The 24535-nt window shown below is 63.4% G+C and carries 21 protein-coding genes and 1 pseudogene; 13 read left to right on the top strand and 9 right to left on the bottom strand.

The window, feature by feature from the left end; all coding sequences use genetic code 11:
- Positions 1–5: 5 nt before the first annotated feature.
- The 7 genes from ACIQUI_RS20250 to ACIQUI_RS20280 form a co-directional block, all read right to left on the bottom strand.
- On the bottom strand, positions 6–761 hold the full coding sequence (locus ACIQUI_RS20250; RefSeq protein WP_403202056.1) for a fimbrial protein: 756 nt from the start codon (positions 759–761) through the stop codon (positions 6–8).
- Positions 755–1084 carry a hypothetical protein gene (locus ACIQUI_RS20255; protein WP_403202058.1) on the bottom strand — a complete coding sequence of 110 codons (330 nt, stop codon included), beginning with the start codon at positions 1082–1084 and terminating at the stop codon, positions 755–757. Before ACIQUI_RS20255 ends, ACIQUI_RS20250 begins: the two co-directional genes overlap by 7 nt.
- A gap of 65 nt (positions 1085–1149) precedes the next feature.
- Positions 1150–3648, bottom strand: a complete 2499-nt coding sequence (locus ACIQUI_RS20260) for a fimbria/pilus outer membrane usher protein (protein ID WP_403202061.1) — start codon at positions 3646–3648, stop codon at positions 1150–1152.
- A gap of 28 nt (positions 3649–3676) precedes the next feature.
- On the bottom strand, positions 3677–4411 hold the full coding sequence (locus tag ACIQUI_RS20265; RefSeq protein WP_403202064.1) for a molecular chaperone: 735 nt from the start codon (positions 4409–4411) through the stop codon (positions 3677–3679).
- Positions 4412–4472: 61 nt separating this feature from the next.
- Positions 4473–5015, bottom strand: coding sequence for a fimbrial protein (locus ACIQUI_RS20270; RefSeq protein ID WP_403202067.1), 543 nt, complete (start codon positions 5013–5015; stop codon positions 4473–4475).
- A gap of 185 nt (positions 5016–5200) precedes the next feature.
- Positions 5201–5611, bottom strand: coding sequence for a PA2817 family protein (locus ACIQUI_RS20275; protein WP_403202070.1), 411 nt, complete (start codon positions 5609–5611; stop codon positions 5201–5203).
- 77 nt (positions 5612–5688) lie between these two features.
- Positions 5689–8136, bottom strand: a complete 2448-nt coding sequence (locus ACIQUI_RS20280; RefSeq protein ID WP_403202073.1) for an acyl-CoA dehydrogenase — start codon at positions 8134–8136, stop codon at positions 5689–5691.
- Between the two features lie 283 nt (positions 8137–8419).
- On the opposite strand from ACIQUI_RS20280, the gene ACIQUI_RS20285 reads away from it, so the two are divergent.
- From ACIQUI_RS20285 to ACIQUI_RS20295, 3 genes are all read left to right on the top strand, one after another.
- A complete protein-coding gene (locus ACIQUI_RS20285) occupies positions 8420–9043 on the top strand; it encodes a glutathione S-transferase (protein WP_403202076.1) in 624 nt (207 codons plus the stop codon).
- A 132-nt stretch (positions 9044–9175) separates the two neighbouring features.
- Positions 9176–10108: an ABC transporter ATP-binding protein gene (locus ACIQUI_RS20290; RefSeq protein ID WP_027919461.1), complete on the top strand. Its 933-nt coding sequence runs from the start codon at positions 9176–9178 to the stop codon at positions 10106–10108.
- Positions 10105–10884, top strand: a complete 780-nt coding sequence (locus tag ACIQUI_RS20295; protein ID WP_300024237.1) for an ABC transporter permease — start codon at positions 10105–10107, stop codon at positions 10882–10884. Before ACIQUI_RS20290 ends, ACIQUI_RS20295 begins: the two co-directional genes overlap by 4 nt.
- 9 nt (positions 10885–10893) lie before the next feature.
- Here the strand turns inward: ACIQUI_RS20295 and ACIQUI_RS20300 are convergent.
- Positions 10894–11400 (bottom strand): annotated as a pseudogene (locus tag ACIQUI_RS20300) (DUF2062 domain-containing protein); the annotation flags it as partial.
- Positions 11401–11542: 142 nt separating this feature from the next.
- Between ACIQUI_RS20300 and ACIQUI_RS20305 the strand changes: the two are divergent.
- From ACIQUI_RS20305 to murB, 8 genes are all read left to right on the top strand, one after another.
- Complete coding sequence (locus ACIQUI_RS20305; RefSeq protein WP_403202080.1) at positions 11543–13759, top strand: DNA internalization-related competence protein ComEC/Rec2; 2217 nt, start codon at positions 11543–11545, stop codon at positions 13757–13759.
- Positions 13760–13951: 192 nt separating this feature from the next.
- Positions 13952–14587, top strand: coding sequence for a MotA/TolQ/ExbB proton channel family protein (locus ACIQUI_RS20310; protein ID WP_028614013.1), 636 nt, complete (start codon positions 13952–13954; stop codon positions 14585–14587).
- Positions 14584–15018, top strand: coding sequence for a biopolymer transporter ExbD (locus ACIQUI_RS20315; RefSeq protein ID WP_346645013.1), 435 nt, complete (start codon positions 14584–14586; stop codon positions 15016–15018). Before ACIQUI_RS20310 ends, ACIQUI_RS20315 begins: the two co-directional genes overlap by 4 nt.
- Positions 15018–16028: a tetraacyldisaccharide 4'-kinase gene (gene lpxK / locus ACIQUI_RS20320; protein ID WP_403202085.1), complete on the top strand. Its 1011-nt coding sequence runs from the start codon at positions 15018–15020 to the stop codon at positions 16026–16028. Before ACIQUI_RS20315 ends, lpxK begins: the two co-directional genes overlap by 1 nt.
- 43 nt (positions 16029–16071) lie before the next feature.
- On the top strand, positions 16072–16257 hold the full coding sequence (locus tag ACIQUI_RS20325; RefSeq protein WP_003247142.1) for a Trm112 family protein: 186 nt from the start codon (positions 16072–16074) through the stop codon (positions 16255–16257).
- Positions 16254–17018, top strand: coding sequence for a 3-deoxy-manno-octulosonate cytidylyltransferase (gene kdsB, locus ACIQUI_RS20330; RefSeq protein WP_403202088.1), 765 nt, complete (start codon positions 16254–16256; stop codon positions 17016–17018). Before ACIQUI_RS20325 ends, kdsB begins: the two co-directional genes overlap by 4 nt.
- Positions 17018–17482, top strand: coding sequence for a low molecular weight protein-tyrosine-phosphatase (locus ACIQUI_RS20335; protein ID WP_403202091.1), 465 nt, complete (start codon positions 17018–17020; stop codon positions 17480–17482). Before kdsB ends, ACIQUI_RS20335 begins: the two co-directional genes overlap by 1 nt.
- A complete protein-coding gene (gene murB / locus ACIQUI_RS20340; protein WP_403202094.1) occupies positions 17479–18498 on the top strand; it encodes a UDP-N-acetylmuramate dehydrogenase in 1020 nt (339 codons plus the stop codon). The genes ACIQUI_RS20335 and murB overlap by 4 nt, the downstream gene beginning before the upstream one ends.
- 305 nt (positions 18499–18803) lie before the next feature.
- Here murB and rne read toward each other — a convergent pair whose 3' ends face one another.
- Positions 18804–22103: a ribonuclease E gene (gene rne, locus ACIQUI_RS20345; protein ID WP_403202097.1), complete on the bottom strand. Its 3300-nt coding sequence runs from the start codon at positions 22101–22103 to the stop codon at positions 18804–18806.
- A gap of 797 nt (positions 22104–22900) precedes the next feature.
- Here rne and rluC point away from each other — a divergent pair.
- Positions 22901–23857 carry a 23S rRNA pseudouridine(955/2504/2580) synthase RluC gene (gene rluC, locus ACIQUI_RS20350; RefSeq protein ID WP_025754829.1) on the top strand — a complete coding sequence of 319 codons (957 nt, stop codon included), beginning with the start codon at positions 22901–22903 and terminating at the stop codon, positions 23855–23857.
- A gap of 3 nt (positions 23858–23860) precedes the next feature.
- The gene (locus ACIQUI_RS20355) at positions 23861–24535 is read left to right on the top strand and encodes an HAD family hydrolase (RefSeq protein ID WP_403202099.1); all 675 of its coding nucleotides are present in this window, start codon (positions 23861–23863) and stop codon (positions 24533–24535) included.

Raw genomic sequence — 24535 nt, forward strand, 5'->3', positions numbered from 1 at the left:
CGGTTTCAGCGGTAGCGAAGGGTGAAGTTCAAGGCCCCGTTTGCCTCGCCAGCACGTATCGCGCTGGTATCGCCAGTCTGGTAGAAGCGTGCGCCAAAGTTCAGCACGGTGACGCCATCCTGGATCGCTTGAAGGTCCTCTTCCTGTTGCAGCGCCAAGGGGGTGCCGTCATCTTTCAGCACCTGTATGCCGACCCCTTCGGCAGTGGAATCTGCGGTGAGCGTGAACACACTGTCCAGCCCAGGTACCGGCGCAGAACCGTTGGCGGGGTCGAGTTCGATGCTAGCCCTGGTCAGCCCCCCCGGGTCTGTCTTGCAGTTGCTGAGGGTAATGGAAAAGGGCACGGTTGCAGTTGTGGTGCCTATGCCGACGAAATGCGATTTGTCCCACGTCTGTAGGTCCACTGGGGTATCGCTAATCGGGTCCCCGATGAGACTGCATTGGGTTTGCAGCACGTCGGCCTGCAATCGGTAGCGCAATACCAGGCCCAGGCCTTGGGCATCGAAATGCCCAGTGAACAGTTCGGTGTCGACCCGGTGCAAGCCGGGGGCGATATCCCCCGTTTTGACCAAGGTGACCTGATTCCAGATTGTGTTCAGCCTGAAGCCCCCCAGCTGGTTGTTGGCCTGCATGGTCGATCGCATCGGGATGAAGGGGTCGTGGGGGCCACTGTCAGGCATGAAGTAGGTGGGATGTGAGCCGTTGAACGGTTGTTGAAGGCGGATGCGCGCGCCAACGCCGTCGATGTTGGTTTTCAGCACGTAGCCATCAGACGGTTCACCTGCCACGGGGGGAGTGGGTCGGGAAAGATATCCCTGGCGTTCATATCGAAACGCCAGAGCACGTCTCCATCGTTGTAACAATGCAGCTCTGAAAAGGGCATTGACCGGGTGAATTCCCATTGGTTGGGTGTGCCGATGGCGGAGCCTGGGGCGGCATTCGCGGGTACATGCATGACGGCGTTTAGTGTGCGGGTGATGGTCATTGGTTGGCTGCCTGCGGTCCAGGTGCAGCGGTCTGCGGCATGGGCCTGATAGGTGCTCAGCAGCGCGATGGGCAGTGCCCAAGGCATGAGGCGTTTCATTCGCATTTCCTGGTGGTGTGCGCCTGTTCTGGGCGCGGGTTTCATGACGAAGGGCGCAGGTCAAGTTATTCACATGGCAGCGATAGAACGCGATAGCCCTGTTGCAGAGGAATCGTTTGCGGGTCCAGCGAGAACCGGCAGCGGCTTTCAGGTGCCTCACCCCAGCGAGCTTCGAGCGGCTGCAGGCCACCGGCCATCGACACCATCACGCGGCCACCAGGGCCGACCATGCCCAGCACGTTGCCGTCGGCGTCGTGGAGCTGGCTGCCAAAGGGCAAGGGCTGCTGGTCTTTGCTGGTAAGGGTGAGTACCACACGGTTGGCACGACGGGCCTCGAACTGGCTTTTGATGACTGCGCCGCGCCGTGGTACGGCATCGGCGGTGCCGTTGACGATTTCTACGTCCGGGTCCAGCTGGTCGGTGTCTAGTACCAGCTGGTTGAGCCGGTACGGGCGCAAGTGGGGAACCAGGGCATAGCCCTTGGTGTTGGTGCGCACGGCGCCGTGGCTCTGTAACCCCACGCCTGGGGTATCGGGCACATGCACCAGGCCAATGGTTTCGCCTAGATAGGGGCCAAACGCCATACCATCAGCGTGCAGCAGTGTTGCACCACTCATGTTAAGGGACAGGCTGCGGTAGTCATCCGACGCCGACAGGCCCGCCCCGTACGTTGCCTGAGGGGCTTGATAGGCCACGGACAGGCCTGCGCTTTGTTGCCGCTGTTCGGTTGAGGCGACGGTGGCGTTGTAGTTCAGGCGGTCGACCTGGCTGTTCAACGCTGCCCGCTGCGAGGTGCCGTTGGCTGCGTATTGCACGTCGAAGCTCAAGCTGCTGCTGCGGCCAAACTCCAGCGGAACCGACACGCTCAGGCCGAACTGGCGGTCACTGCCCGTACTGTTTTGCGTCAGCGATTGAGACCCATACAGGCTGTAGCTGACGCCCTTGTGCGAAGTACTGAAGTTTAGCTGGAACTGGCGTTGGCTATCGCTGCGTTGCCAGTAATCCTGTTGTGACAAGGTAAGGCTTAGCGTGCTGCGCTCGCCAACACGCTGGTTGATCGAACCCTCCACGCGGCTGCGCCGGCTGCCCAGGAACAGTCGGTCGCTGCTGCGCTGGCTGATCCACTCGTCAAAGTCGCGATAGTTCTGGGTCGAATAGCGGTACCCGGCAAAGCGCAAGTGTGTGCCGCTGTTGAAGGCTTTGCTGTACCTGGCGCTGTAGCTCATACCTTGCAGGGTGCGCTCCTCCACGGGTGCAATATCGCTGCGGGCATGGGTGATGTCGAAGGAAAGCGCCCCGATTGCCCCCAGGTCCCGGGCGATGCCGATGGCTCCGGCGCTATAGCCTTCGCTGGCCATCAGCCCGCCATACAGGGTGGCATTCCACACCATGCCCAAGGCCATGGTGCCTTGCCACAGCAGCGGGTTCTCACTGCCCACTGCCGGGTTGTAGCGGCCGAGCGTGGCACTGTAGCGCCATACCCCGGGGCGGAGCAGATTGGTGATACTGGCATAGGGTTGGATGAAGCGCCGCACCTGGCCATCGGCCTCGGTCAGTACCACTTCCAGCTCGCCAGTGGCGCCCACGTGCAAGTCGTCGATGGCGTAGGGGCCTGGGCTGACATAGGTCGAGTAGATGGGGTAACCGTTCTGCCACACTTCCAGTTTGGCGCGGGTCTGCGCCACGCCGCGCAGGGTGGGGGCATAGCTGCGCATTGCATCGGGCAGCATGTCGAAATCGGACGCCAGGCGCACGCCTACCACCGGCACGCTGCGGAATACGTCACTGCTGGTGAATGTTTCGCCCAGGGTGATGTTGCCCCAGGTGCCAGGCAGGTCGTGCTGGGCGTAGGTAGATGACCGGTCCCAGGATTGCCGGCCCTCGTCATCGCGGCGCCAGGCCTGATTGCTGCGTAAACGCCAGCCGCCCAGGTTGATGCCGCTGTTAAGGTACAGGTCCTGGCTGTTCTGGCTGCCGCGCCCGCGGCTGTGGCTTTGCTGCATGGAGGCCTGGTAACTGACGAATGCGGCCGGTATGCCGCTTTCCCAGCGCGCCGGGTCCACTTGGCCAGCCTTGTCTCGCTGCAGGGCAATCTGCGGTATGGAAATGGCCAACTGCAGTTGGCTGGCATCGAAGTCGACACGTGCGCCCGGTACCAGATTGAGCAAGTCCAGGCAGGCACTTTGATGTGCCGCGGGATCCTCGATGGCATCGAGTCGCAGGCCCAGATCAGCCATCAGGGCGGAAGGCAGACACGCCCGCAGCTGCCCGCCGTCGGGGGCCGTCTCGAACGCCAGCTCGTGCACGCCGGCGGGGCGCAGGTTGACCAGTAGCTGCACGGGATAGCGCCCAGGCGGCAGTTCCTGTTGCCCGGACAGCGTGTGCAGGGCGTGGGCGGCGTTCCCCCTTGACTGCCCGGGGGGGAGGTACAGGAAACTTGCCTCGAACTCGGCGTCTGCCAGCGCAGTGGGGGTCGCTAGCACCGTGCCGGTGGACAGGCATAGCACCATCGGACAAACGTGGCGCAGGCGAATACGCCTGCACCCGGGGGGTTGCAGGAACATTGTGGCTCCTTCAGGAGGGGGCGTGAACTCAGGGGGCGTCGTGTACCGGTAGCGTCAGCGGTGTGCTGGTGCCGCCGTAGTCATTGATCACGCTCACGATGGCCTGCAGTCCGGCGCCTTTCAGCCCGGCTGGCAGCGGATAGCTGAGTTCGGACATGGGCGGCACCATGTCAGCACCCGGCAGGGCTTTTTGCTGTTTTCCATTGACCAGGTCCAGGCGGCTGAAGGTGTAGTGGTAGGGTGTGGGGTTATGCAGGGTCAGGTGTGGGCGGCCATCGCGCAGGGTCTTGGCGAGGTGCAGTTGCTTGAGCTGATGTACCGGGTTGCCGTGCACAGTGCTAGGGCGATAGAACAGCTTGATGCGGGTACGCAAGGCAATGTTCAGCGCGTTGCGTTCACCGTCGTTGGCCTGGGGGATTTCCTGCAAGTTGAAGAAAAACAGCGATTCGCGGTCCTGCGGCAGGTCGTTTGGCAGGCCGCTGATTTGAACCGATTGGTCCTTGCCGGCAGCCAGCCTGAACAGGGCCGGAGCCGTCATGAACGGTACTGCCGTGGTGGTGTCATCGGCCTGGGTATTGACCCAGGCCTGGGCGGCAAAGGGGCGTTGGCTTGGGTTGGCAACTACCACCGAGGCGCTGCGTTGGCTACTGTCGTAGATGATGCGCGTGCTGCTGATGGTAAGGGCGGCGTGGGCACTGTTCTGCAGGCAGGCCAGCAGCAGGCAGCCGCCCAGCAGCTTCAAGGTGCGGATGACGGAAAGCATGAGAGGTGACCGAATCAGAGTGGGCGAGGAATCCAGGTGCGCAGAGGCACCTGGAAGGGCATCAAGGCAGGGTGACGGTGAAGTTCACATCTGCACTGGCTGCGCCATCGGTCACGTTGCCGGTCTTGATCAGCGAGGCGAAGAATTTCATATCGGTGGAGCCGGTGGACGCCACTGGGTAATCCTTCGAGACTGTTCGCGGCGCAATCGAGTTGGAATCCTCGTCTTTGATCTCCAGGGCCAAACCTTCGGCACCGGCGCTGCGAATGGCGTAGTATTCCCCGTTCGGACCTGCATCGCCGCTCAAGGAGTCGAATTTCACTTTAGCGTTGGTGCCCGGCGTGATGACGCAAGTGGCGTCCGCTTCGATTCGCAGAGCGAACGCGACATCGGTAGTGGAGGTGCCTGAGGCGAAATACTTGACCGGATACACCCCAAGGTCTACCCAGCCCAGGCCACCCATGCCCGGTTCAACCACTTCGATAGGGCAGGTGCTGCCGCCATTGATATGCCCTTTGAAGAGGATTCTGCCGGTTTCATCGGCAGCGAAGGCCGTGGTGCTTGCCAGGCCCAGGGCGAGCACCATTAGAATTTTTTTCATCATTCAATCCGTACGTTGATTTGGTTGGCTGGCTATGTGCCAGGCACACAGCGCTTCAAGTGCAGAGGCATTCTTGAAACGCTGTCAGCGTACGGAGGGGAGGGCGAAGTAAATGTAGGGCCGAGAGGAACATTCGTGTGGAAATTTCTGCAAACACCCGGCCAGCGGACGGCCGGGAGCGTGGCAGATCAATGGCGGGACGTTGGGCCGGTCAGGTTCAACAGTTGCTTTTCAGCGTGCCAGTCGAAGGGTTCATCGTTTTGATCGGCCTCGTAACGGCGCTCTTCCAGTTGCTGGTACAGGGCCAGTTCATCATCGGGCATGTAGTGCAGGCAGTCTCCGCCGAAGAACCACAGCAGGTCGCGGGGTACCAGGTGGGCGATCTGTGGGTAGCGCTGTATCACCTGGCAGATCAGGTCCTGGCCCAGGTACTGGCTTTCCAGCGGGTTTTGCGGGAGCAGGGTCAGCAGCTCATCGAAGCGTTCGAGGAACAGGGCGTGGCTTTCCTCCGGTACCTGCTCGGCTTCACCCAGGGCCACCAGGATGGTGCGCAGGTGGTTCAGCAGTTGCAGGTGGTATTGCAGGTGGGGGGTGGCCATGGGGATGGTCCTCGAGGTGGATGAAACGGGCGCGGAGTATACGCCGGGAGGGAGGGGGCCGCAAAACGGCCCCTGTTTCAGCGTACCTTGCCCTGTTCCGGCAGCAGTTGCGCCTTGTCGAACGCATCCACATCGATCACGGCCCGGCGTGCCTGCTCCGCCGCATGCAACCGTTGACCTTCGCCAGCTTGCAGTGAACCGCTCTCGACGGCCGCATCGATGGCCGACTGCCCAGCTGCTGGCTGTACCTTGCCCTCCTTGATTGCCTGATGCAGCACTTTGTGCAGTGGCGCAGCCTCGTCCAGAAGATCACACGCCCGTTGCAGTGCCGCCACCGGGTCGCCCTCAGCTTGTGGCCTGAAGCAACCGGCAAGCAACTCCTCCAACGCCGGGTCGCCTTTGCTGCGGCCAATCAGCGCCGCCACTTCGGCGTCCAGCTCATCGCTCGGCCCGGTATGGCGGCGGCCGAAAGGGAATACCAGCACGCGCAGTGCGCAACCGACAAACCGGTTGGGGAAGTTGTCGAGCAAGCGGTCCAGCGCCCTTTCCGCCTGGCCCAGGCTTTCTTCCATGGCCCAGCACAGCAGCGGCTGCATGTGCTTCGGTGAGCCCAGGTCGTGATAGCGCTTGAGCGCGGCGCTGGACAGGTACAGGTAGCTCAGCACGTCGCCCAGCCGCGCGCTCAGGCGTTCGCGACGTTTGAGCGCGCCGCCCAGCAGCATCATCGACAGGTCGGCCAGCAGGGCAAAGGCTGATGCCTGGCGGTTGAGGGCGCGGAAGTAGCCCTGGCTCAAGGCATCACCCGGCACATTCTCCAGTCGGCCCAGCCCGAGGTTGAACACCAGTGTGCTTGCCGCGTTGCCGGCAGCGAACATGATGTGCTTCAACAGCAGGTCGTCGAATTCCTTCAGCGCCTGGTCGCGGTCCTCACGGCCCGCCAGGGCCATTTCCTTGAGCACGAACGGGTGGCAGCGGATGGCGCCCTGGCCGAAGATCATCAGGTTGCGCGAGAGGATGTTGGCACCTTCGACGGTGATGAAGATCGGCGCCCCTTGCCAGTTGCGCCCCAGGTAATTGTTCGGGCCCATGATGATGCCCTTGCCACCGTGCACGTCCATGGCGTGCTGGATGCATTCGCGGCCGCGCTCGGTGAGGTGGTACTTGAGAATCGCCGACAGCACCGAAGGTTTCTCGCCCAGGTCCACGGCTTTGGCGGTCAGCAGGCGGGCGCTGTCCATCAGCCAGGCATTGCCGCCGATGCGTGCCAGCGATTCCTGGATGCCTTCGAAGGCTGCCAGCGGCACGTTGAATTGCTCGCGGATGCTGGCGTACTGGCCGGTGACCAGGCTGGTGTATTTGGCGGCCCCCGTGCCTACGGCGGGCAGGGAGATCGAGCGGCCCACCGACAGGCAGTTCATCAGCATCATCCAGCCTTTGCCGAGCATGGCTTGGCCGCCTATCAGGAAGTCCAGTGGGACGAATACGTCCTTGCCACTGTTGGGGCCGTTCATGAACGCAGCGCCCAGCGGCAGGTGGCGCTTGCCGATTTCCACACCGGGGGTGTCTGTGGGGATCAGTGCCAGGCTGATGCCCAGTTCTTCTTCCTCGCCAAGCAAGTGGTCCGGGTCGTAGGCCTTGAAGGCCAGGCCCAGCAGGGTGGCGACCGGGCCCAGGGTGATGTAGCGCTTTTCCCAGTTCAGGCGCAGGCCGATGACTTCTTCGCCATTCCATTGGCCTTTGCAAATGATGCCGGTGTCTGGCATGGCACCTGCGTCGGAGCCAGCCAGCGGGCCGGTGAGGGCGAAGCAGGGGATTTCCTCGCCGCGCGCCAGGCGTGGCAGGTAGTGATTACGTTGTTCGTCGGTGCCGTAATGCAGCAGTAGTTCTGCCGGGCCGAGGGAGTTCGGCACCATCACCGTGGAGGCCAGGTCGCCGCTGCGGGTGGCCAGTTTCATCGCTACCTGGGAGTGGGCATAGGCAGAGAAGCCCTTGCCGCCGTATTCCTTGGGAATGATCAGGGCGAAGAAGCCGTTCTGCTTGATGTAGGCCCAGGCTTCGGGCGGCAGGTCGAGGTCCTGGCCGATCTGCCAGTCGCTGACCATGGCGCAGAGTTCTTCAGTGGGGCCATCGATGAAGGCCTGTTCCTCTTCAGTGAGTTTCGGCGCCGGGTAGTCGAGCAGGATGCGCCAGTCGGGGCGGCCGCTGAACAGCTCACCATCCCACCAGACGGTGCCGGCTTCGATGGCTTCGCGCTCGGTCTGCGACATGGGCGGCAGGGTGCGCTGGAACCAGTTGAATACCGGCCCGGTGAAGACCTTGCGGCGCCATTCCGGTAGCGCCACCAGGGCTATTTTCAGCGCCAATACGACCCAGATCAGGGCCAGCAGCCAGCCGGGGGCACTGCTGAAAATGCCCATCAGCAGCACGTAGGCCGCCATGATGCCGAGAATCTGCAAGGGCGCCAGGCGCCGGTGCGTGAGGTACGCCGCGCCGATCACCAGCACTATCAACCACAACAGCAACATAATCGGTCCTCCTTGGAACCAAGGGCTTGAGCCGTCCCGGATAGCTTAGACGCAACGCTGTGAACGGCAGGGTCAGAACAGTGACAGGGTGTGGCGGTGGGAGTTTCAGGATATTTTCAGCCTGTGCGGGCCTCTTCGCGGGCACGCCCGCTCCCACAGGGAAATCACAGGCTTCGAGGCTGGTGAGACACCGGTGGGAGCGGGCGCGCCCGCGAAGAGGCCAGTACAGGCAACAAAACTCTGGAGTAGACTGTCCACCCTCTGCATCCATAAGGACATCGCCATGCTGAAGATCTGGGGCCGCAAGAATTCGAGCAATGTGCGCAAAGCGCTGTGGGTCGCCCACGAGCTGGGCCTGGACTTCGAATCGATCGACGCCGGCGGCGCCTTCGGCGTGGTCAACGAGCCGCACTACCGCGCCCGCAACCCCAACGGCCTGGTCCCCATGCTGGAGGACGGCGACCTCACCCTGTGGGAGTCCAACACCATCGTCCGCTACCTGTGCGCCGAGTACGGCGCAGAGCAGGGTTGGTACCTGGAAGACCCACGCCAGCGCGCCCTGGCCGACAAGTGGATGGACTGGACCACCTCGTCGTTCGCCGCACCGTTCCGCCCGCTGTTCTGGGGCCTGCTGCGCACCCCGGAAGACCAGCGCGACTGGGTGGCGATCAACGCCGCGCACAAGCAGTGCGCCCAGTTGCTGGCCATTGCCGACGAAACCCTGGCCAATCAGCCGTACCTTTCCGGTGACCAGATCGGCATGGGCGACATCCCACTGGGGAGCTTCATCTACGCCTGGTTCGAAATGCCCATCGAGCGCCCGGCCATGTATCACCTGGAAGCCTGGTACGAGCGCCTGAAACAGCGCCCGGCCTACCAGGCTGCGGTGATGACCGCGCTCACCTGAGCCTTCTTCGATAGTCATTATCAATAGATGTGACTGTACTTGTGCGGCCTGGCCTTGCACCATGGCCGCACTCACTGCGCCAGTGATCTGCCCTGGCGTGTCCTGACCTTTTCACTCGGTACGTGACCCGCTATGAGTTCTGCCCTGTCCATTCGACAGCTGACCAAAACCTACGGCAATGGCTTCCAGGCCCTCAAAGGGATCGATCTGGACGTTGCCGAAGGCGACTTCTTCGCCTTGCTCGGCCCCAACGGCGCCGGCAAGTCCACCACCATCGGCATCCTCTCCACCCTGGTCAACAAGACCAGCGGCACGGTCAACGTATTCGGCCACGACCTGGACCGTGAGCCGTCGGCGCTCAAGCGCTGCCTGGGCGTGGTGCCGCAGGAGTTTAACTTCAACCAGTTCGAGAAAACCTTCGACATCGTCGTGACCCAGGCCGGTTACTACGGTATCCCGCCCAAGCTGGCCAAGGAGCGCGCCGAGCAGTACCTGACCCAGCTGGGGCTGTGGGACAAGCGTGATGTGCAGTCGCGGTCATTGTCGGGCGGCATGAAGCGCCGTTTGATGATCGCCCGTGCGCTGATCCACGAGCCACGCCTGCTGATCCTCGACGAACCCACCGCAGGTGTGGACATCGAGCTGCGCCGTTCGATGTGGAGCTTCCTCACCGAGCTGAACCAGAAAGGCATCACCATCATCCTCACCACCCACTATCTGGAAGAGGCTGAGCAGTTGTGCCGTAACATCGGCATCATCGACCACGGCACCATTGTCGAGAACACCAGCATGCGCCAGCTGCTGGGCAAACTGCATGTCGAAACCTTCGTGCTCGACCTCAAGCAGGACCTGGCCAGTGCGCCGGTACTGCAAGGCTACCCGTGCCGGCTGTTGACCCCGCACACCCTTGAGGTGCAAGTGGAAAAGGACATCGGCATCACCGCGTTGTTCGGCCAGCTGGCGCTGCAGAACATCGAGGTGCAAAGCCTGCGCAACAAGACCAACCGTCTCGAGGAGCTGTTCGTGTCCCTGGTGGAAAAAAACCTGTCGAAGGTGGCCGTATGAGTGTGGAACTGCGCACCAACTGGGTCGCCCTGAACACCATCGTCTACCGCGAAGTACGGCGCTTCTTGCGCATCTGGCCGCAGACCCTGCTGCCGCCGGCGATTACCATGGTCCTGTACTTCGTCATCTTCGGTAACCTGATCGGCCGGCAGATCGGCGACATGGGCGGCTTCACCTACATGCAGTACATCGTGCCGGGGCTGATCATGATGTCGGTGATCACCAACTCCTACGGCAACGTGGTGTCGAGCTTCTTCGGCAGCAAGTTCCAGCGTTCGATCGAAGAGCTGATGGTGTCGCCGGTATCGCCGCACACCATTCTGGTCGGCTATGTGCTGGGCGGTGTGTTGCGCGGGTTGGCGGTAGGGGTGATCGTGACCATCCTGTCGATGTTCTTCACCGACCTGCAGGTGCATCACCTGGGTGTGACGGTGGTCGTGGTGCTGCTGACTGCCACCATTTTCTCGCTGCTGGGCTTCGTCAACGCGGTGTTTGCGCGCAACTTCGACGATATTTCGATCATTCCCACCTTCGTGCTGACGCCGCTGACCTACCTGGGCGGGGTGTTCTACTCGATCAACCTGCTGCCGCCGTTCTGGCAGACCGTGTCGCTGGCCAACCCGGTGCTGCACATGGTCAACTCGTTCCGCTACGGCATCCTAGGGGTGTCGGATATCAGCATTGGTACGGCGATCACCTTCATGCTGGTGGCCACTGCCGTGCTCTACACGCTGTGCGTTCGCCTGCTGGTCAGCGGCCGCGGCATGCGCGCCTGAGGCCTTGCACCGGCATTGGCGGCGACGCCACTGCCGGCCCACCCACCAGCGCCAGTAGAGCATGGTGGCAAAGTAGCCCGCGATTCCCAGCACCACGCCGCACACCACCGAGCCGAGCAGGAAGGGCTGCCACAGCGTCGACAGCTGGTCGGTGATCCACTGGAAGGTCAGTTCGTCGGGCAGGGTGCGCGGCGGCACCTGCATCAGCCAGGCCCCGGTCATGTAGGTGACGAAGAACACCGGCGGCATGGTCAGCGGGTTGGTCAGCCACACCAGGCTGACGGCGATTGGCAGGTTGCCGCGCACCGGAATGGCCAGCGCGGCAGCCAGTAGCATTTGTGCCGGCATCGGGATCAGCGCCGCGAACAGGCCCACGCCCATGGCCCGCGCCACCGAGTGACGGTTCAGGTGCCACAGGTTCGGGTCGTGCAGCAGCTTGCCGAAAAAGCGTAAGGACTTGTGTTCGCGAATGCTGGTCGGATCCGGCATGTAGCGTTTGAAAAGTCGGCGCGGCATGTAGGCTCCCGGAGCGTTGATCCGGGCAGTATGCCCTTATTCCGGTTCAGCCTCGTTTAGAGTTTGTGACAATTGTTGAGCAAGCACTGCCGGCAATTGGGCTATGCCTCAGGGGGTGACTTGCCTTCTGGAGCTCTACCTCATGCGCACAGGGATGTTTGCGCTCGCACTCGGGCTGTTGTGCCTGGGTTTTCTCCCCGTATTGCCATCGGTCGGGTGGCTGGTGCTGCTGGCTGGCTGCGCCGTCGCTAGCCTGTTTAGCCGGGTGTGGCCACTGGGTATTTTTCTGCTGGGTTTGTGCTGGGCGTGCTGGTCTGCGCAAGGTGCGCTGGATGATCGCCTTGCTCCCGCACTTGATGGCCGGACCTTGTGGCTGGAGGGGCGGGTGGTCGGCTTGCCGGCCCGGACTGCACAGGGTGTGCGCTTCGAATTGGAGGCCGCGCACTCGCGGCGCGCCGAGCTGCCACAACGCCTGCAACTGAGCTGGTTCGACGGGCCGCCGCTGCGGGCGGGTGAAAAATGGCGGCTGGCGGTGACCTTGCAGCGCCCGGCCGGGCTGCTGAACCCGCATGGGCCGGATCGGGAGGCGCAGTTGCTGGCGCGGCGGGTGGGCGCCACAGGTTCGGTCAAGGCCGGGCAAATGCTGGTGCCGGTTGTTGGTGGCTGGCGTGACAGCCTGCGTCAGCGCTTGCTGGCTGTAGAGTCCCATGGCCGGGAGGCCGCACTGGTCGCGTTGGTGCTTGGTGACGGGGCGGGCCTGGCTCGGGAAGACTGGCAGACGTTGCAGGCCACCGGCACGGTGCATCTGCTGGTGATTTCAGGCCAGCACATAGGCCTGGTGGCAGGTTTGCTGTATGGCCTGATAGCCGGGCTGGCGCGTTGGGGGCTGTGGCCCGCCCGCCTGCCGTGGCTGCCTTGGGCGTGTGGCCTGGCCATGACGGCGGCGTTGGCCTACGGCTGGCTGGCCGGTGCGGGTGTGCCGGTGCAACGTGTCTGCCTTATGCTGGCGGTGGTGCTGCTGTGGCGTCTGCGCTTTCGCCACCTTGGGGCTTTTCTACCGTTGCTGCTGGCGCTGGTTGCCGTGTTGCTGGTCGAACCGCTGGCGGCACTGCTACCCGGATTCTGGCTATCGTTTGGCGCGGTGGCCACGCTTATCTATTGTTTCAGTGCCCGCCTGGGTGGCTGGCGGCCCTGGCAAGCCTGGACGCGGGCGCAATGGGTGATTGCCGTCGGTTTGCTGCCGGTGCTGCTGGCCGTGGGGTTGCCGGTGAGCCTGACTGCGCCGCTGGCTAATCTGGTAGCCGTGCCGTGGATCAGCCTGGCGGTGTTGCCGTTGGCGTTGCTGGGTACCTTGCTGTTGCCGCTGGGCGGGGCTGGGGAGCTGTTGTTGTGGCTGGCAGGTGGCCTGCTGGACTTGCTGTTCCGGGGCTTGGCGCTGGTGGCTCAGCAACGGCCGGCGTGGGTGCCGGCAGCCCTGCCATTATGGGCATGGTTGCTGGTCTGCCTGGGCGCATTGCTGGTGCTGCTGCCCCGTGGTGTACCGCTGCGAGGGTTGGGTGGGGTGATGTTGCTAGCCCTTTGGGTCCCCCGCGAACCGGTGCCGTTCGGGCAGGTCGAGGTCTTGCAACTGGATGTTGGCCAGGGGTTGGCGGTGCTGTTGCGTACCCGGCAGCACAACCTGCTGTATGACGCCGGGCCGGCCAGGGGCGAAAGCGACCTGGGTGAGCGGATAGTGCTGCCGACCTTGCGCAAGTTGGGTGTGAGTAGCCTGGACGTGATGCTGGTCAGCCATGCCCATGCCGACCATGCAGGTGGGGCCGGGGCCATTCAGCGTGGTTTGCCGGTCAGACGGATGATTGGTGGGGAAGAGTTGAGTGACGTTCAGTTGCAGCCCTGTGCCAGTGGCGAGCAATGGGAATGGGATGGCGTGCGTTTTTCGCTGTGGCAGTGGGCAGCCGGGCAGAGCAGCAATGACCGCTCCTGTGTGTTGCAGGTCGAGGCGCAGGGCGAGCGGTTGTTGCTGGCGGGCGATATCGAAGCCGGAGCCGAACGGGCCTGGCTGGCGGCTACCGATTCTCCGCGCATTGACTGGCTGCAGTCACCGCATCATGGCAGCCGTAGTTCGTCCAGCGAGGCGTTCATTCGCGCCACGGCGCCGCGCGGGGTGCTGGTGTCGCGGGGGCGCAATAACAGCTTTGGGCACCCACATGCACAGGTGGTCGAGCGTTATCGGCGGCATGGGGTGAGGATGCATGATACGGCTGTGGAGGGTGCATTGCGGTTGATGCTGGGAGCGGGGGGAGAGGTTGAGGGGATGCGCGGGCAGCGGCGATTCTGGCGTGATGCTGTGGGTGGCTGATCTGGCCCATTCGCGGGCTCGCCCGCTCCCACAGGTACTGCACCGGCCTCAGGTTCAGTGCAATACCTGTGGGAGCGGGCGAGCCCGCGAAAGGGCCGGCGCAGGTTGCAGGCCAATTCCCTGACCTCCGGCAGATGAGCCCTTGGCGCGCCTATGGTAGAGTGGCGGCCTTTTTCCGAAGGGGCGTTTACTGTGTGGGAATTGGTCAAGTCCGGTGGTTGGATGATGCTGCCGATCATTCTGAGTTCCATCGCTGCCATGGCTATCGTCGTCGAACGCCTGTGGACCCTGCGCGCCAGTCGCGTCACCCCGCCGCACCTGCTGGGCCAGGTGTGGATGTGGATCAAGGACAAACAGCTGACCAGTGACAAGCTCAAGGCCCTGCGCGCCGATTCGCCGTTGGGTGAAATCCTTGCCGCAGGCCTGGCCAACTCGCGTCACGGTCGCGAAATCATGAAAGAGTGCATCGAGGAAGCCGCTTCGCGCGTCATCCACGAACTGGAGCGCTACATCAGCACCCTCGGCACCATCGCCGCCATGGCCCCGCTGCTGGGCTTGCTGGGCACCGTGCTGGGCATGATCGACATCTTCAGCGCCTTCATGGGCTCGCAAATGACCGCCAATGCGTCGGTGCTGGCCGGTGGTATCTCCAAGGCCCTGGTTACCACCGCAGCCGGCCTGATGGTCGGTATCCCGGCGGTGTTCTTCCACCGTTTCCTGCTGCGCCGCATCGATGAGCTGGTGGTGGGCATGGAGCAGGAAGCGATCAAGCTGGTGGAAGTGATCCAGGGCGACCGTGAAGTGGAAGTGGCCGGAGGCAAGGCGTGAAGTTCCGGCGCAATCGCCAGCGGGAGAACGTCGACATCAACCTGGCGTCGTTGATCGACGTGGTGTTCGTCCTGCTGCTGTTCTTCGTGGTTACCACCACCTTTACCCGCGAGACCCAGCTGCGCGTCGAGTTGCCTGAGGCTGCCAGTGCCGAACAGGCGCCGGCCGACGAGGGCAAGCTGGTGGAAATCACCATCAGCGCCGAGGGCGTGTATTCGGTGAACAATCACCTGCTGCCCAAGAGCGACCTGGCCACCTTGAGCGAAGCCATCGAGCGTGAATCGGGCGGCGACAACAAATTGCCGCTGGCCATCAGCGCCGATGGCAAGACCCCGCACCAGGCTGTGGTCACTGCAATGGATGCTGCCGGCAAGCTCGGTTTCAGCCAGTTGCGCATGACCACTGTCGAGGCGGCCCAGGGTACGCCTTGATGGCTTTCACCGACCGTTTGCTTGCTGCCTGGTACCACGGCCATCCGGCACTGACACTGCTGCGCCCGCTGGAAGCGCTCTACCGCCGGGTAGTGATGCGCAAGAGGGCACGGTTTCTCAGTGGCCAAAGCCCCAGCTATCGCGCGCCAGTACCGGTTATTGTCGTGGGTAACATCACTGTGGGTGGGACTGGTAAAACGCCGATGATTCTCTGGCTGATCGACTATTGTCGCAAGCAGGGTTTGAAGGTCGGCGTGGTCAGTCGTGGTTATGGCGCCAGGCCGCCACAGTTTCCCTGGCGCGTAACCGCTGAACAAAGTGCAGATCACGCGGGTGATGAGCCACTGTTGATCGTTCAGCGCACAGGCGTGCCACTAATGATCGACCCAGACCGCTCGCGTGCAGTCAAGGCATTGCTGGCCAGCGAATCCCTCGACCTGATTCTGTGCGACGATGGCATGCAGCACTATCGCCTGGCACGTGATCTGGAGTTGGTATTGATTGATGCCGCGCGCGATTTGGGAAATCGGCGTTGTCTGCCAGCAGGGCCGCTGCGAGAGCCGGTAGAGCGCCTGCAAGACGTTGATGCCGTGTTGCGCAATGGTGCAGGTATTGATAACAGTGCAGGTTTCGCTTTTCATCTCGAACCTACGGCTTTCATCAATCTGAGAAGCGGCGAACAGCGTGAGCTGGACGGTTTTTCAAAGAATGAACATGTCCATGCAGTAGCGGGTATCGGCAATCCCAGGCGCTTTTTCAAGACCTTGGTAGCCTTGAATTTATCTCCCACGCTACACCCCTTCGCCGACCATGCGCAGTACACCCGCGAGCGTCTGACATTCAAGCCAAGCCAGCCACTGATCATGACTGAAAAAGACGCGGTAAAATGTCGTGCTTTTGCCGCCGACGATTGGTGGTACCTGGCAGTGGACGCTGTGCCGTCAGCCGCTTTCGTCAATTGGTTCGACGGCCAGTTGCTGCGCCTTTTGCCCGTGCACTTCAAGCGCTAGGCCTTTTTCAATTTCCGGCCACCTGGCCTAAAGGAAGCCTTCAATGGACACCAAACTGCTCGATATCCTGGCCTGCCCGATCACCAAGGGCCCGCTCAAGCTCAGCGCCGACAAGACCGAGCTGATCAGCAAGGGCGCCGGCCTGGCCTACCCGATCCGCGACGGTATCCCGGTCATGCTGGAAAGCGAGGCGCGTACCCTGACCGACGACGAGCGCCTGGACAAATGAGCCTGGACTTCACCGTGGTGATTCCTGCCCGGCTGCGCTCCACGCGCCTGCCGGGCAAGCCGCTGCTGGCGATTGCCGGCAAGCCGATGGTGCAGCATGTGTGGGAGCAGGCGCGTAAAAGCGCTGCCAGCCGCGTGGTCATCGCCACCGACGACGTCACTATCCTTGAAGCCTGCCAGGCCTTCGGCGCCGAAGTGCTGATGACCCGTGCCGACCATGAGTCGGGCACCGACCGCCTGGCCGAAGTGGCCGCGCATCTGGGCCTGCCGGCTGATGCCATCGTGGTCAACGTGCAGGGCGACGAGCCGCTGATTCCGCCGGTCATCATCGACCAGGTGGCGGCCAACCTGGCTGCGCACCCGGAGGCTGGCATCGCCACCCTGGCCGAGCCGATCCATGAGCCGGAAACCGTGTTCAACCCTAATGCGGTCAAGGTAGTCAGTGACAAGCACGGCCTGGCCCTGACCTTCAGCCGTGCGCCGCTGCCCTGGGCCCGTGATGCCTTTGCCAAGGACCGCAACGTGCTGCCGCAAGGCGTGCCGTATCGCCGCCACATCGGCATGTACGCCTACCGCGTCGGCTTTTTGCAGGACTTCGTTGGCTGGGGCCCATGCTGGCTTGAGCAGACCGAAGCGCTGGAGCAGTTGCGAGCCCTGTGGCACGGCGTGCGCATTCACGTCGAGGACGCCATCGAGGCGCCTGCCGTGGGCGTGGATACCCCTGAAGACCTGGAGCGCGTAAGGCGCTTGCTGGAGGCCTGATGCGCGTCCTGTTCGTGTGCCTGGGCAATATCTGCCGCTCGCCCACCGCCGAAGGCGTGTTGCGCCATCAATTGCAGGCTGCGGGGCTGGCTGGCCAGGTGCAGGTGGCGTCTGCCGGCACCGGCGACTGGCATGTCGGCAAGGCGCCCGACAGACGCACCTGCAAGGCTGCGCTGGCGCGTGGTTACGACCTGTCACAGCAGCGTGCCCAGCAGGTCAAGGCGGCGCACTTTGCCGAGTACGACCTGATCCTGGCCATGGACGAAAGCAACCTGCGTGACCTGAGCGCCCTGCGCCCGCGCGCGGCGGCAGGCGAACTCGACTTGTTCCTGCGCCGCTATAGTTGCGCACTGGATGAAGTACCGGACCCGTACTACGGCGGCGCCGACGGCTTCGAGCAGGTGCTCGACCTGGTCGAGGCGGCGTGCCAGGCGCTGGTGCTGGAAATCAAGGGGCGGCTATGACGGTACAGTGGCAGGAGCAGGTATCGCTCAAGCCGTACAACACCTTCGGCATCGACGTGAAGGCGCGCTATTTCAGCCAGGCGCGGGATGACCAGCAGGTGCGCCAGGCGCTGAGCCATGCCCATCAGCAGGGCTTGCCAGTGCTGGTGATCGGTGGCGGCAGCAACTTGCTGCTGACCCGTGACATCGATGCATTGGTGCTGCACATGGCCAGCCAGGGTCGCCGCGTGCTCAGCGACGATGGCGAGCGCGTGGTGATCGAGGCCGAGGCAGGTGAGCCGTGGCACCCGTTTGTGCAGTGGACGCTGGCGCAGGGCTGTTGCGGCCTGGAAAACCTCAGCCTGATCCCTGGCACCGTGGGCGCTGCGCCGATGCAGAACGTGGGCGCTTACGGGGTAGAGATCAAGGACGTGTTTGCCGGCCTGACGGCCCTGGATCGCGAAACCGGCGAGCTGCGTGACTTCGGCTTGGCAGAGTGTGCCTTCGGCTACCGCGACAGCCTGTTCAAGCGTAACCCGGGGCGTTGGTTGATCCTGCGCGTGCGTTTTGCCTTGAGCCGCACCCTGCAGGCCCATCTCGATTACGGCCCGGTGCGCCAGCGCCTGGCAGAGCAGGGCGTGACCGAACCGACTGCGCAGGCAATCAGTGATGCCATTTGCAGCATTCGCCGCGAAAAGCTGCCAGACCCGGCGCAGCTCGGCAATGCCGGCAGCTTCTTCAAGAACCCGGTGGTGTCGGCTGGGCAGGTCGAGCGTATTCGTGCGCAGCACCCGGGCGTGGTGGCTTATCCCCAGGCCGATGGCCAGGTGAAGCTGGCAGCGGGCTGGTTGATCGAGCAGGCGGGCTGGAAGGGTTACCGCGAGGGGGACGCTGGCGTGCATCGCTTGCAGTCGCTGGTGCTGGTCAACCATGGCCAGGCGAGCGGGGCACAGATGCATGCGCTGGCCCAGCGCATTCAGGCCGATATCCTGGAGCGGTTCGGGGTTGCGCTGGAGATGGAGCCTAACCTTTACTGATTCATTGGCTGCACCGGCCTCTTCGCGGCTAAAGCCGCTCCCACAGGCATGGCGTTAACCTGAAGCCAGCATAGTTTCTGTGGGAGCGGGCGTGCCCGCGAAACAGGCAGCGCAGTGGATGGCACCGGCTTTGCCGGTGTTCGCGGGCTTGCCCGCTCCCACAGGGATTGCATCAGGCCTGAAGGTAGTGAATCCCCCTGTGGGAGCGGCTTTAGCCGCGAAGAGGCCGGTGCAGGCCAGGCACCCACCCAAGAAAAAGCCCCGCCAGTTCGCACTGGCGGGGCTTTTTCATTCAGCCTTGGCTATCAACCGTGATGAGGCTTGTGCTCATCGGCGGCTTCCAGGGCTGGTTCCTCGGTGGCAGCAGCAGCTTCCTGCGCAGCTTTGGCAGCAGCCTCGGCCTCACGCTTGCGGCGGCGCACTTCACGCGGGTCGTTCGGCGCACGGCCGTTGGCCAGCATGACAGTGGCAGGTTCTACCGCTACCGGGGCTTCGACCGGCGCCGGCTCGACTGCCACAGGTGCAGGCTCGGCCACCACTTCTGGCTGGGCTTCAACAGCCGGTGCAGGCTGCTCGACAACCGGAGCGGCTTCGACCACGGCCGGAGCCTGCTCGATTTCACCGGCTTCGACCACCGGCGCTGGCGCTTCGGCAACCACTACCGGCTCAGCGGCAGGTGCTGCTTCGATGACCGGCTGTGGAGCGACCTCAACCACTGGCGCAGCAGTGACTTCGGCCACGACCACTGGTTCGCTGACAGGCAGCTCGACCACTGGCGCCACGGCCACTTCCTCAGCCTTGGCGACAGCTTCGACCTGCTCGACCTTTTCAGCCTGTTCAACCGGCTGGGCGGCTTCGCTGGTGTCGGTTTCTGCTGTTGCAGCGACTTCAGCGGTTGCGCGCTCGGCCTGCTGGTTGGCCTGGGCTTCGGCGTCGGCGCTGATGTTGCTGCTGGCGACAGCGGCAGTCACGGCCAGGCCGGCAGCCAGTTCGGCACCCAGCTCGGTGGCCTGGTGCTGTTGTGGTTGCTCTTCGCTACCTTCTTCTTCGCTGCCCTCGATCAGCTCGCCATTGGCGTTGCGCTGGCGCTCACGACGGTTGCTGCGACGACGCTGGCCACGGGAGCGGCGGCGTGGACGCTCGCCATCGGCGCCTTCCTGCTCGTCTTGCAGCAGTTCTTCGTTTGGCAGTTGCTCTTCGGCCAGTTCCGCAGCCTGCTCGGCCGCTTCTTCGGCTACGCGTGGCTGACGCTCTTCGCGTGGTGGGCGCGGGGCGCGTTCTTCGCGTGGGGCACGCTCTTCACGAGGTGCGCGTTCTTCACGTGGAGCACGCTCCTCGCGAGGTGCGCGCTCTTCGCGTGGGGCACGCTCTTCGCGAGGTGCGCGTTCTTCACGCGGAGCACGCTCTTCACGAGGCGCGCGTTCTTCGCGAGGGGCGCGTTCTTCGCGTGGCGCACGCTCTTCACGAGGTGCGCGCTCTTCGCGGGCTACACGCTCTTCACGCGGCTGGCGCTCTTCGCGGTCAGCTGGCGGGGTGGCGTCCAGCGGCTCTCGCAGTTCACGTACGCGCTCTTCGCCACGGTTGCTGCGGCGGTCTTCGCGTGGCTGGCGTGGTGCACGTTCTTCACGCGGAGCACGCTCTTCGCGAGGTGCGCGTTCTTCACGTGGCGCACGCTCTTCGCGCGGTGCACGTTCTTCACGTGGCTGGCGCTCTTCACGTGGCGCACGCTCGGCGCGCTCTTCGCGCGGTTTGCGTTCTTCGTCGCGGCGGCCGTTGCGGTTGCGGCTCTGCTGGCGGCCGTTGCGGCGTTCTTCGTTGCGTGGGCGGTCGGCGGCCGGCTTCTCGGCGGCGGGGGCAACCGGCGCAGGGGCAGGCTCTTCCTTGCCGGCGAACAGGCTGACCAGTGACTTCACCAGGCCCTTGAACAGGCTCGGCTCCGGGGCGCTCGGGGCAGGCGCCGCTGGCGCAACAGCTTGTGGCTCTTCGTCGCTGGCCGGTACCGGCGCATTGGCGCGGGCCGGGGCAGTCTTGACTGCGGCTTCCTGGCGAACCAGGGTGCGGGTGGCGGTCGGCTGCGTCGGCTCTTCGGCCTCGGTGGCGGCGATTTCGTAGCTGGACTGGTTGTTCAGCACTTCAGGGTTGTCGTCACGCAGGCGCTGGACTTCGAAGTGCGGGGTTTCCAGGTGGTCGTTCGGCAGGATGATGATGCGTGCGCGGGTGCGCAGTTCGATCTTGGTGATCGAGTTGCGTTTCTCGTTCAGCAGGAACGCGGCCACCGGGATCGGCACTTGCGCACGGACTTCGGCGGTGCGGTCCTTCAGCGCTTCTTCTTCGATCAGGCGCAGGATGGCCAGCGACAGCGACTCGACGTCACGGATGATGCCGGTGCCGGAGCAGCGTGGGCAGACGATGCCGCTGCTTTCGCCCAGCGACGGACGCAGGCGCTGACGGGACATTTCCAGCAGGCCAAAGCGCGAAATGCGGCCAACCTGCACGCGGGCGCGGTCGGCTTCCAGGCATTCGCGAACGCGCTCTTCAACGGCGCGCTGGTTTTTCGCCGGGGTCATGTCGATGAAGTCGATGACGATCAGGCCGCCGATGTCACGCAGGCGCAGCTGGCGGGCGATTTCCTCGGCCGCTTCCAGGTTGGTCTGCAGGGCGGTTTCTTCGATGTCGCTGCCTTTGGTGGCGCGCGCCGAGTTGATGTCGATGGACACCAGGGCTTCGGTCGGGTCGATTACGATCGAGCCGCCGGACGGCAGGTCGACCACGCGCTGGAAGGCGGTTTCGATCTGGCTTTCGATCTGGAAGCGGTTGAACAGCGGCACGCTGTCTTCATACAGCTTCACCTTGCTGGCGTACTGCGGCATCACCTGGCGGATGAAGGTCAGGGCTTCTTCCTGGGCATCGATGCTGTCGATCAGCACTTCGCCGATGTCCTGGCGCAGGTAGTCGCGGATGGCGCGGATGATGACATTGCTTTCCTGATAGATCAGGAACGGCGCAGCACGGTCCAGGGACGCTTCCTTGATGGCGGTCCACAGTTGCAGCAGGTAGTCCAGGTCCCACTGCATTTCTTCGCTGCTGCGGCCAAGGCCAGCTGTGCGCACGATCAGGCCCATGTCGCCAGGAACGGTCAGGCCGTTCAGGGCTTCGCGCAGTTCGTTGCGCTCTTCGCCTTCGATGCGGCGGGAAATGCCACCGGCACGCGGGTTGTTGGGCATCAGCACCAGGTAGCGGCCGGCCAGGCTGATGAAGGTGGTGAGGGCGGCGCCTTTGTTGCCACGCTCTTCCTTCTCGACCTGGACAATGACTTCCTGGCCTTCGCTGAGCACTTCCTTGATGTTGACGCGGCCTTCAGGGGCCTTCTTGAAGTATTCGCGGGAGATTTCTTTCAGCGGCAGGAAGCCGTGACGTTCGGAGCCGAAGTCGACGAAAGCGGCTTCGAGGCTGGGTTCGATGCGAGTGATCTTGCCTTTGTAGATGTTGGCCTTTTTCTGCTCACGCGCGCCGGACTCGATGTCCAGGTCGTAGAGGCGTTGGCCGTCCACCAGTGCTACACGCAACTCTTCGGGTTGAGTCGCGTTAATCAGCATTCTTTTCATGTTGTACCGTCGGTTTCCGGGCTGCCGGAAACGGCGTTCGGCACACACGACGTCTCATGGTCGGTGCCAAGGTGCGCAAAGGGTGGCCGGGCCACCCCCGTGTCGAGCAACGTTCGGCACCAGCCGGTTGCCCAGCCTGCCGTTGTCGCGACGACGCGTCCTGTTTGCTGCGGTGCCAACAAGGCCCCGGTGGCTTCGAATTGGAATCCGAATCAACCAAGCGGGCCTGGTGCACTCAGTCAGGAGGAGGAATCAACCGTCAGCCGTGGACGCCCGGGGGCATCTGTTCAGGACCTTATCCGCTCGCCGGCCATTGTACTGGGCCGGTGGCCGGACGCGGTGCTACACGGTCCGAGGGCTGTGCATCTCCACCCTGCACGTATCCCTGATAATTCGGGTGCTGCCGCGCGCTGAATCCGCAACGGGTTGCATTTTTCGCCAGTGCAGACACTGCACTGGCGCCATTCATGTCCAAGGCAGGTATTTCCGAAGCATTCGCCGTGCGTTGCGTGGAAGCGACGGGGCGGGCAGAGGTACGGCGAAAAGAATCGGGTAAGCAGGTGAAACACCGCACTTGTCGTTTTTTTCGGTCTTCTCTACACAGCGCTGGTGGCGATTCCAGACAATTCGGTAAACTGGCGAAAACCCCGTAGGACGGCCTCGCGTCCTGGAGAATTGCGTTGGTCAGGGCCGGCTAGGAGCCTGGTGCCGCTGGCCTGCCGCTTTTGGCGGCGTTCGCGACTATAGCAGCAATGATTAAGTGCTTCAATTCCATAAAAAATTGTTATGATCCCGCCATGACGACCAATACCCCTCCGACTTCCGGCGTTCAGCTGATCGAAGTCGCGCCGGAACTTGCCGGCCAACGCATCGACAATTTCCTCATCACGGCCCTCAAGGGCGTGCCCAAGACCCTGGTCTACCGCATCCTGCGCAAGGGTGAAGTGCGGGTCAACAAGGGGCGCGTCAAGCCGGAGTACAAGATCCAGGCGGGCGACATCGTGCGGGTGCCGCCCGTCCGTCTGCCAGAGCGTGACGAGCCGGCGCCGGTTGCCCAGGGCCTGCTGCAGCGCCTGGAAGCCGCCATTGTCTACGAAGACAAGGCGCTGATCGTGATGAACAAGCCGGCCGGCATCGCCGTGCATGGCGGCAGCGGCCTGAGCTTTGGCGTGATCGAGGCGCTGCGCCAGCTGCGCCCGGACGCCAAGGAACTGGAGCTGGTGCACCGTCTGGACCGTGACACTTCCGGGCTTTTGATGATCGCCAAGAAGCGCAGCATGCTGCGCCACTTGCATGCCGCCTTGCGCGGCGATGGTGTCGACAAGCGCTACATGGCGCTGGTACGCGGCCATTGGCCGACTTCGAAGAAGCAGGTAAATGCCCCGTTGCTCAAGAGCAACCTGCGCTCCGGTGAGCGCATGGTCGAAGTTAACGAGGAAGGCAAGGAGGCGCTGACCCTGTTCCGCGTGCTGCGCCGCTTTGGCGAGTTCGCCACCATTGTCGAGGCGCGCCCGATCACCGGCCGTACCCACCAGATCCGCGTGCACACCCTGCATGCCGGGCACATGATTGCCGGCGACAGCAAGTACGGTGACGAAGACTTCAGCCGCGAGATTCGCGAGCTGGGCGGCAAGCGCCTGTTCCTGCATGCCTACGCGCTGACCGTGCCGCTGCCGGACGGTGGTGAGCTGAAGCTCGAAGCGCCAGTGGATGAGGTGTGGGCGAAAACCGTTGAGCGCTTGAGTGCATCCTGACCTATGAAAAAAGGCTATGAGCTACTGATCTTCGACTGGGACGGCACGCTGGCCGATTCTATCGGGCGCATCGTCGAAGCCATGAATGCCGCCGCCGAGCGTGCCGGCGAGGCGCAAAGCAGCGATGACGCGGTCAAGGGCATCATCGGCCTTGCCCTGGGTGAGGCGATCCACACCCTGTACCCGCACCTGGCGCCTGCGCAGGTCGAACGCTTCCGTCAGCACTATGCCGATATCTACACGGCGCTGGATCAGCAGCCTTCGCCGCTGTTCGAGGGGGTGGTCGAGTCGCTGGATGCGTTCCGCGTCGAGGGTTACCGCCTGGCCGTGGCCACCGGCAAGGCGCGCCGCGGCCTGGATCGGGTGCTCAAGGCCAATGGTTGGGAGCAGTTCTTTGACATCACCCGTGCTGCCGACGAGACGCGTGGCAAGCCGCACCCCTTGATGCTTGAAGAAATCCTCGGCCACTGCGGCGTCGAACCCGGGCGTGCACTGATGGTCGGAGATTCGGCGTTCGACCTGCAAATGGCCAGCAATGCCGGCATGCATTCGGTGGCGGTAGGCTATGGTGCCATGTCGCTGCAGGCGCTTGCCGAATTCGGCCCGCAGGTGTGCATCGATCATTTTTCCCAGCTGCGCGAGTGGCTGGGTGGTTCCGCAATTCCCTTTCCAAGGTAG

Source organism: Pseudomonas sp. NPDC090592, from assembly GCF_044769185.1.
Taxonomy (GTDB): domain Bacteria; phylum Pseudomonadota; class Gammaproteobacteria; order Pseudomonadales; family Pseudomonadaceae; genus Aquipseudomonas.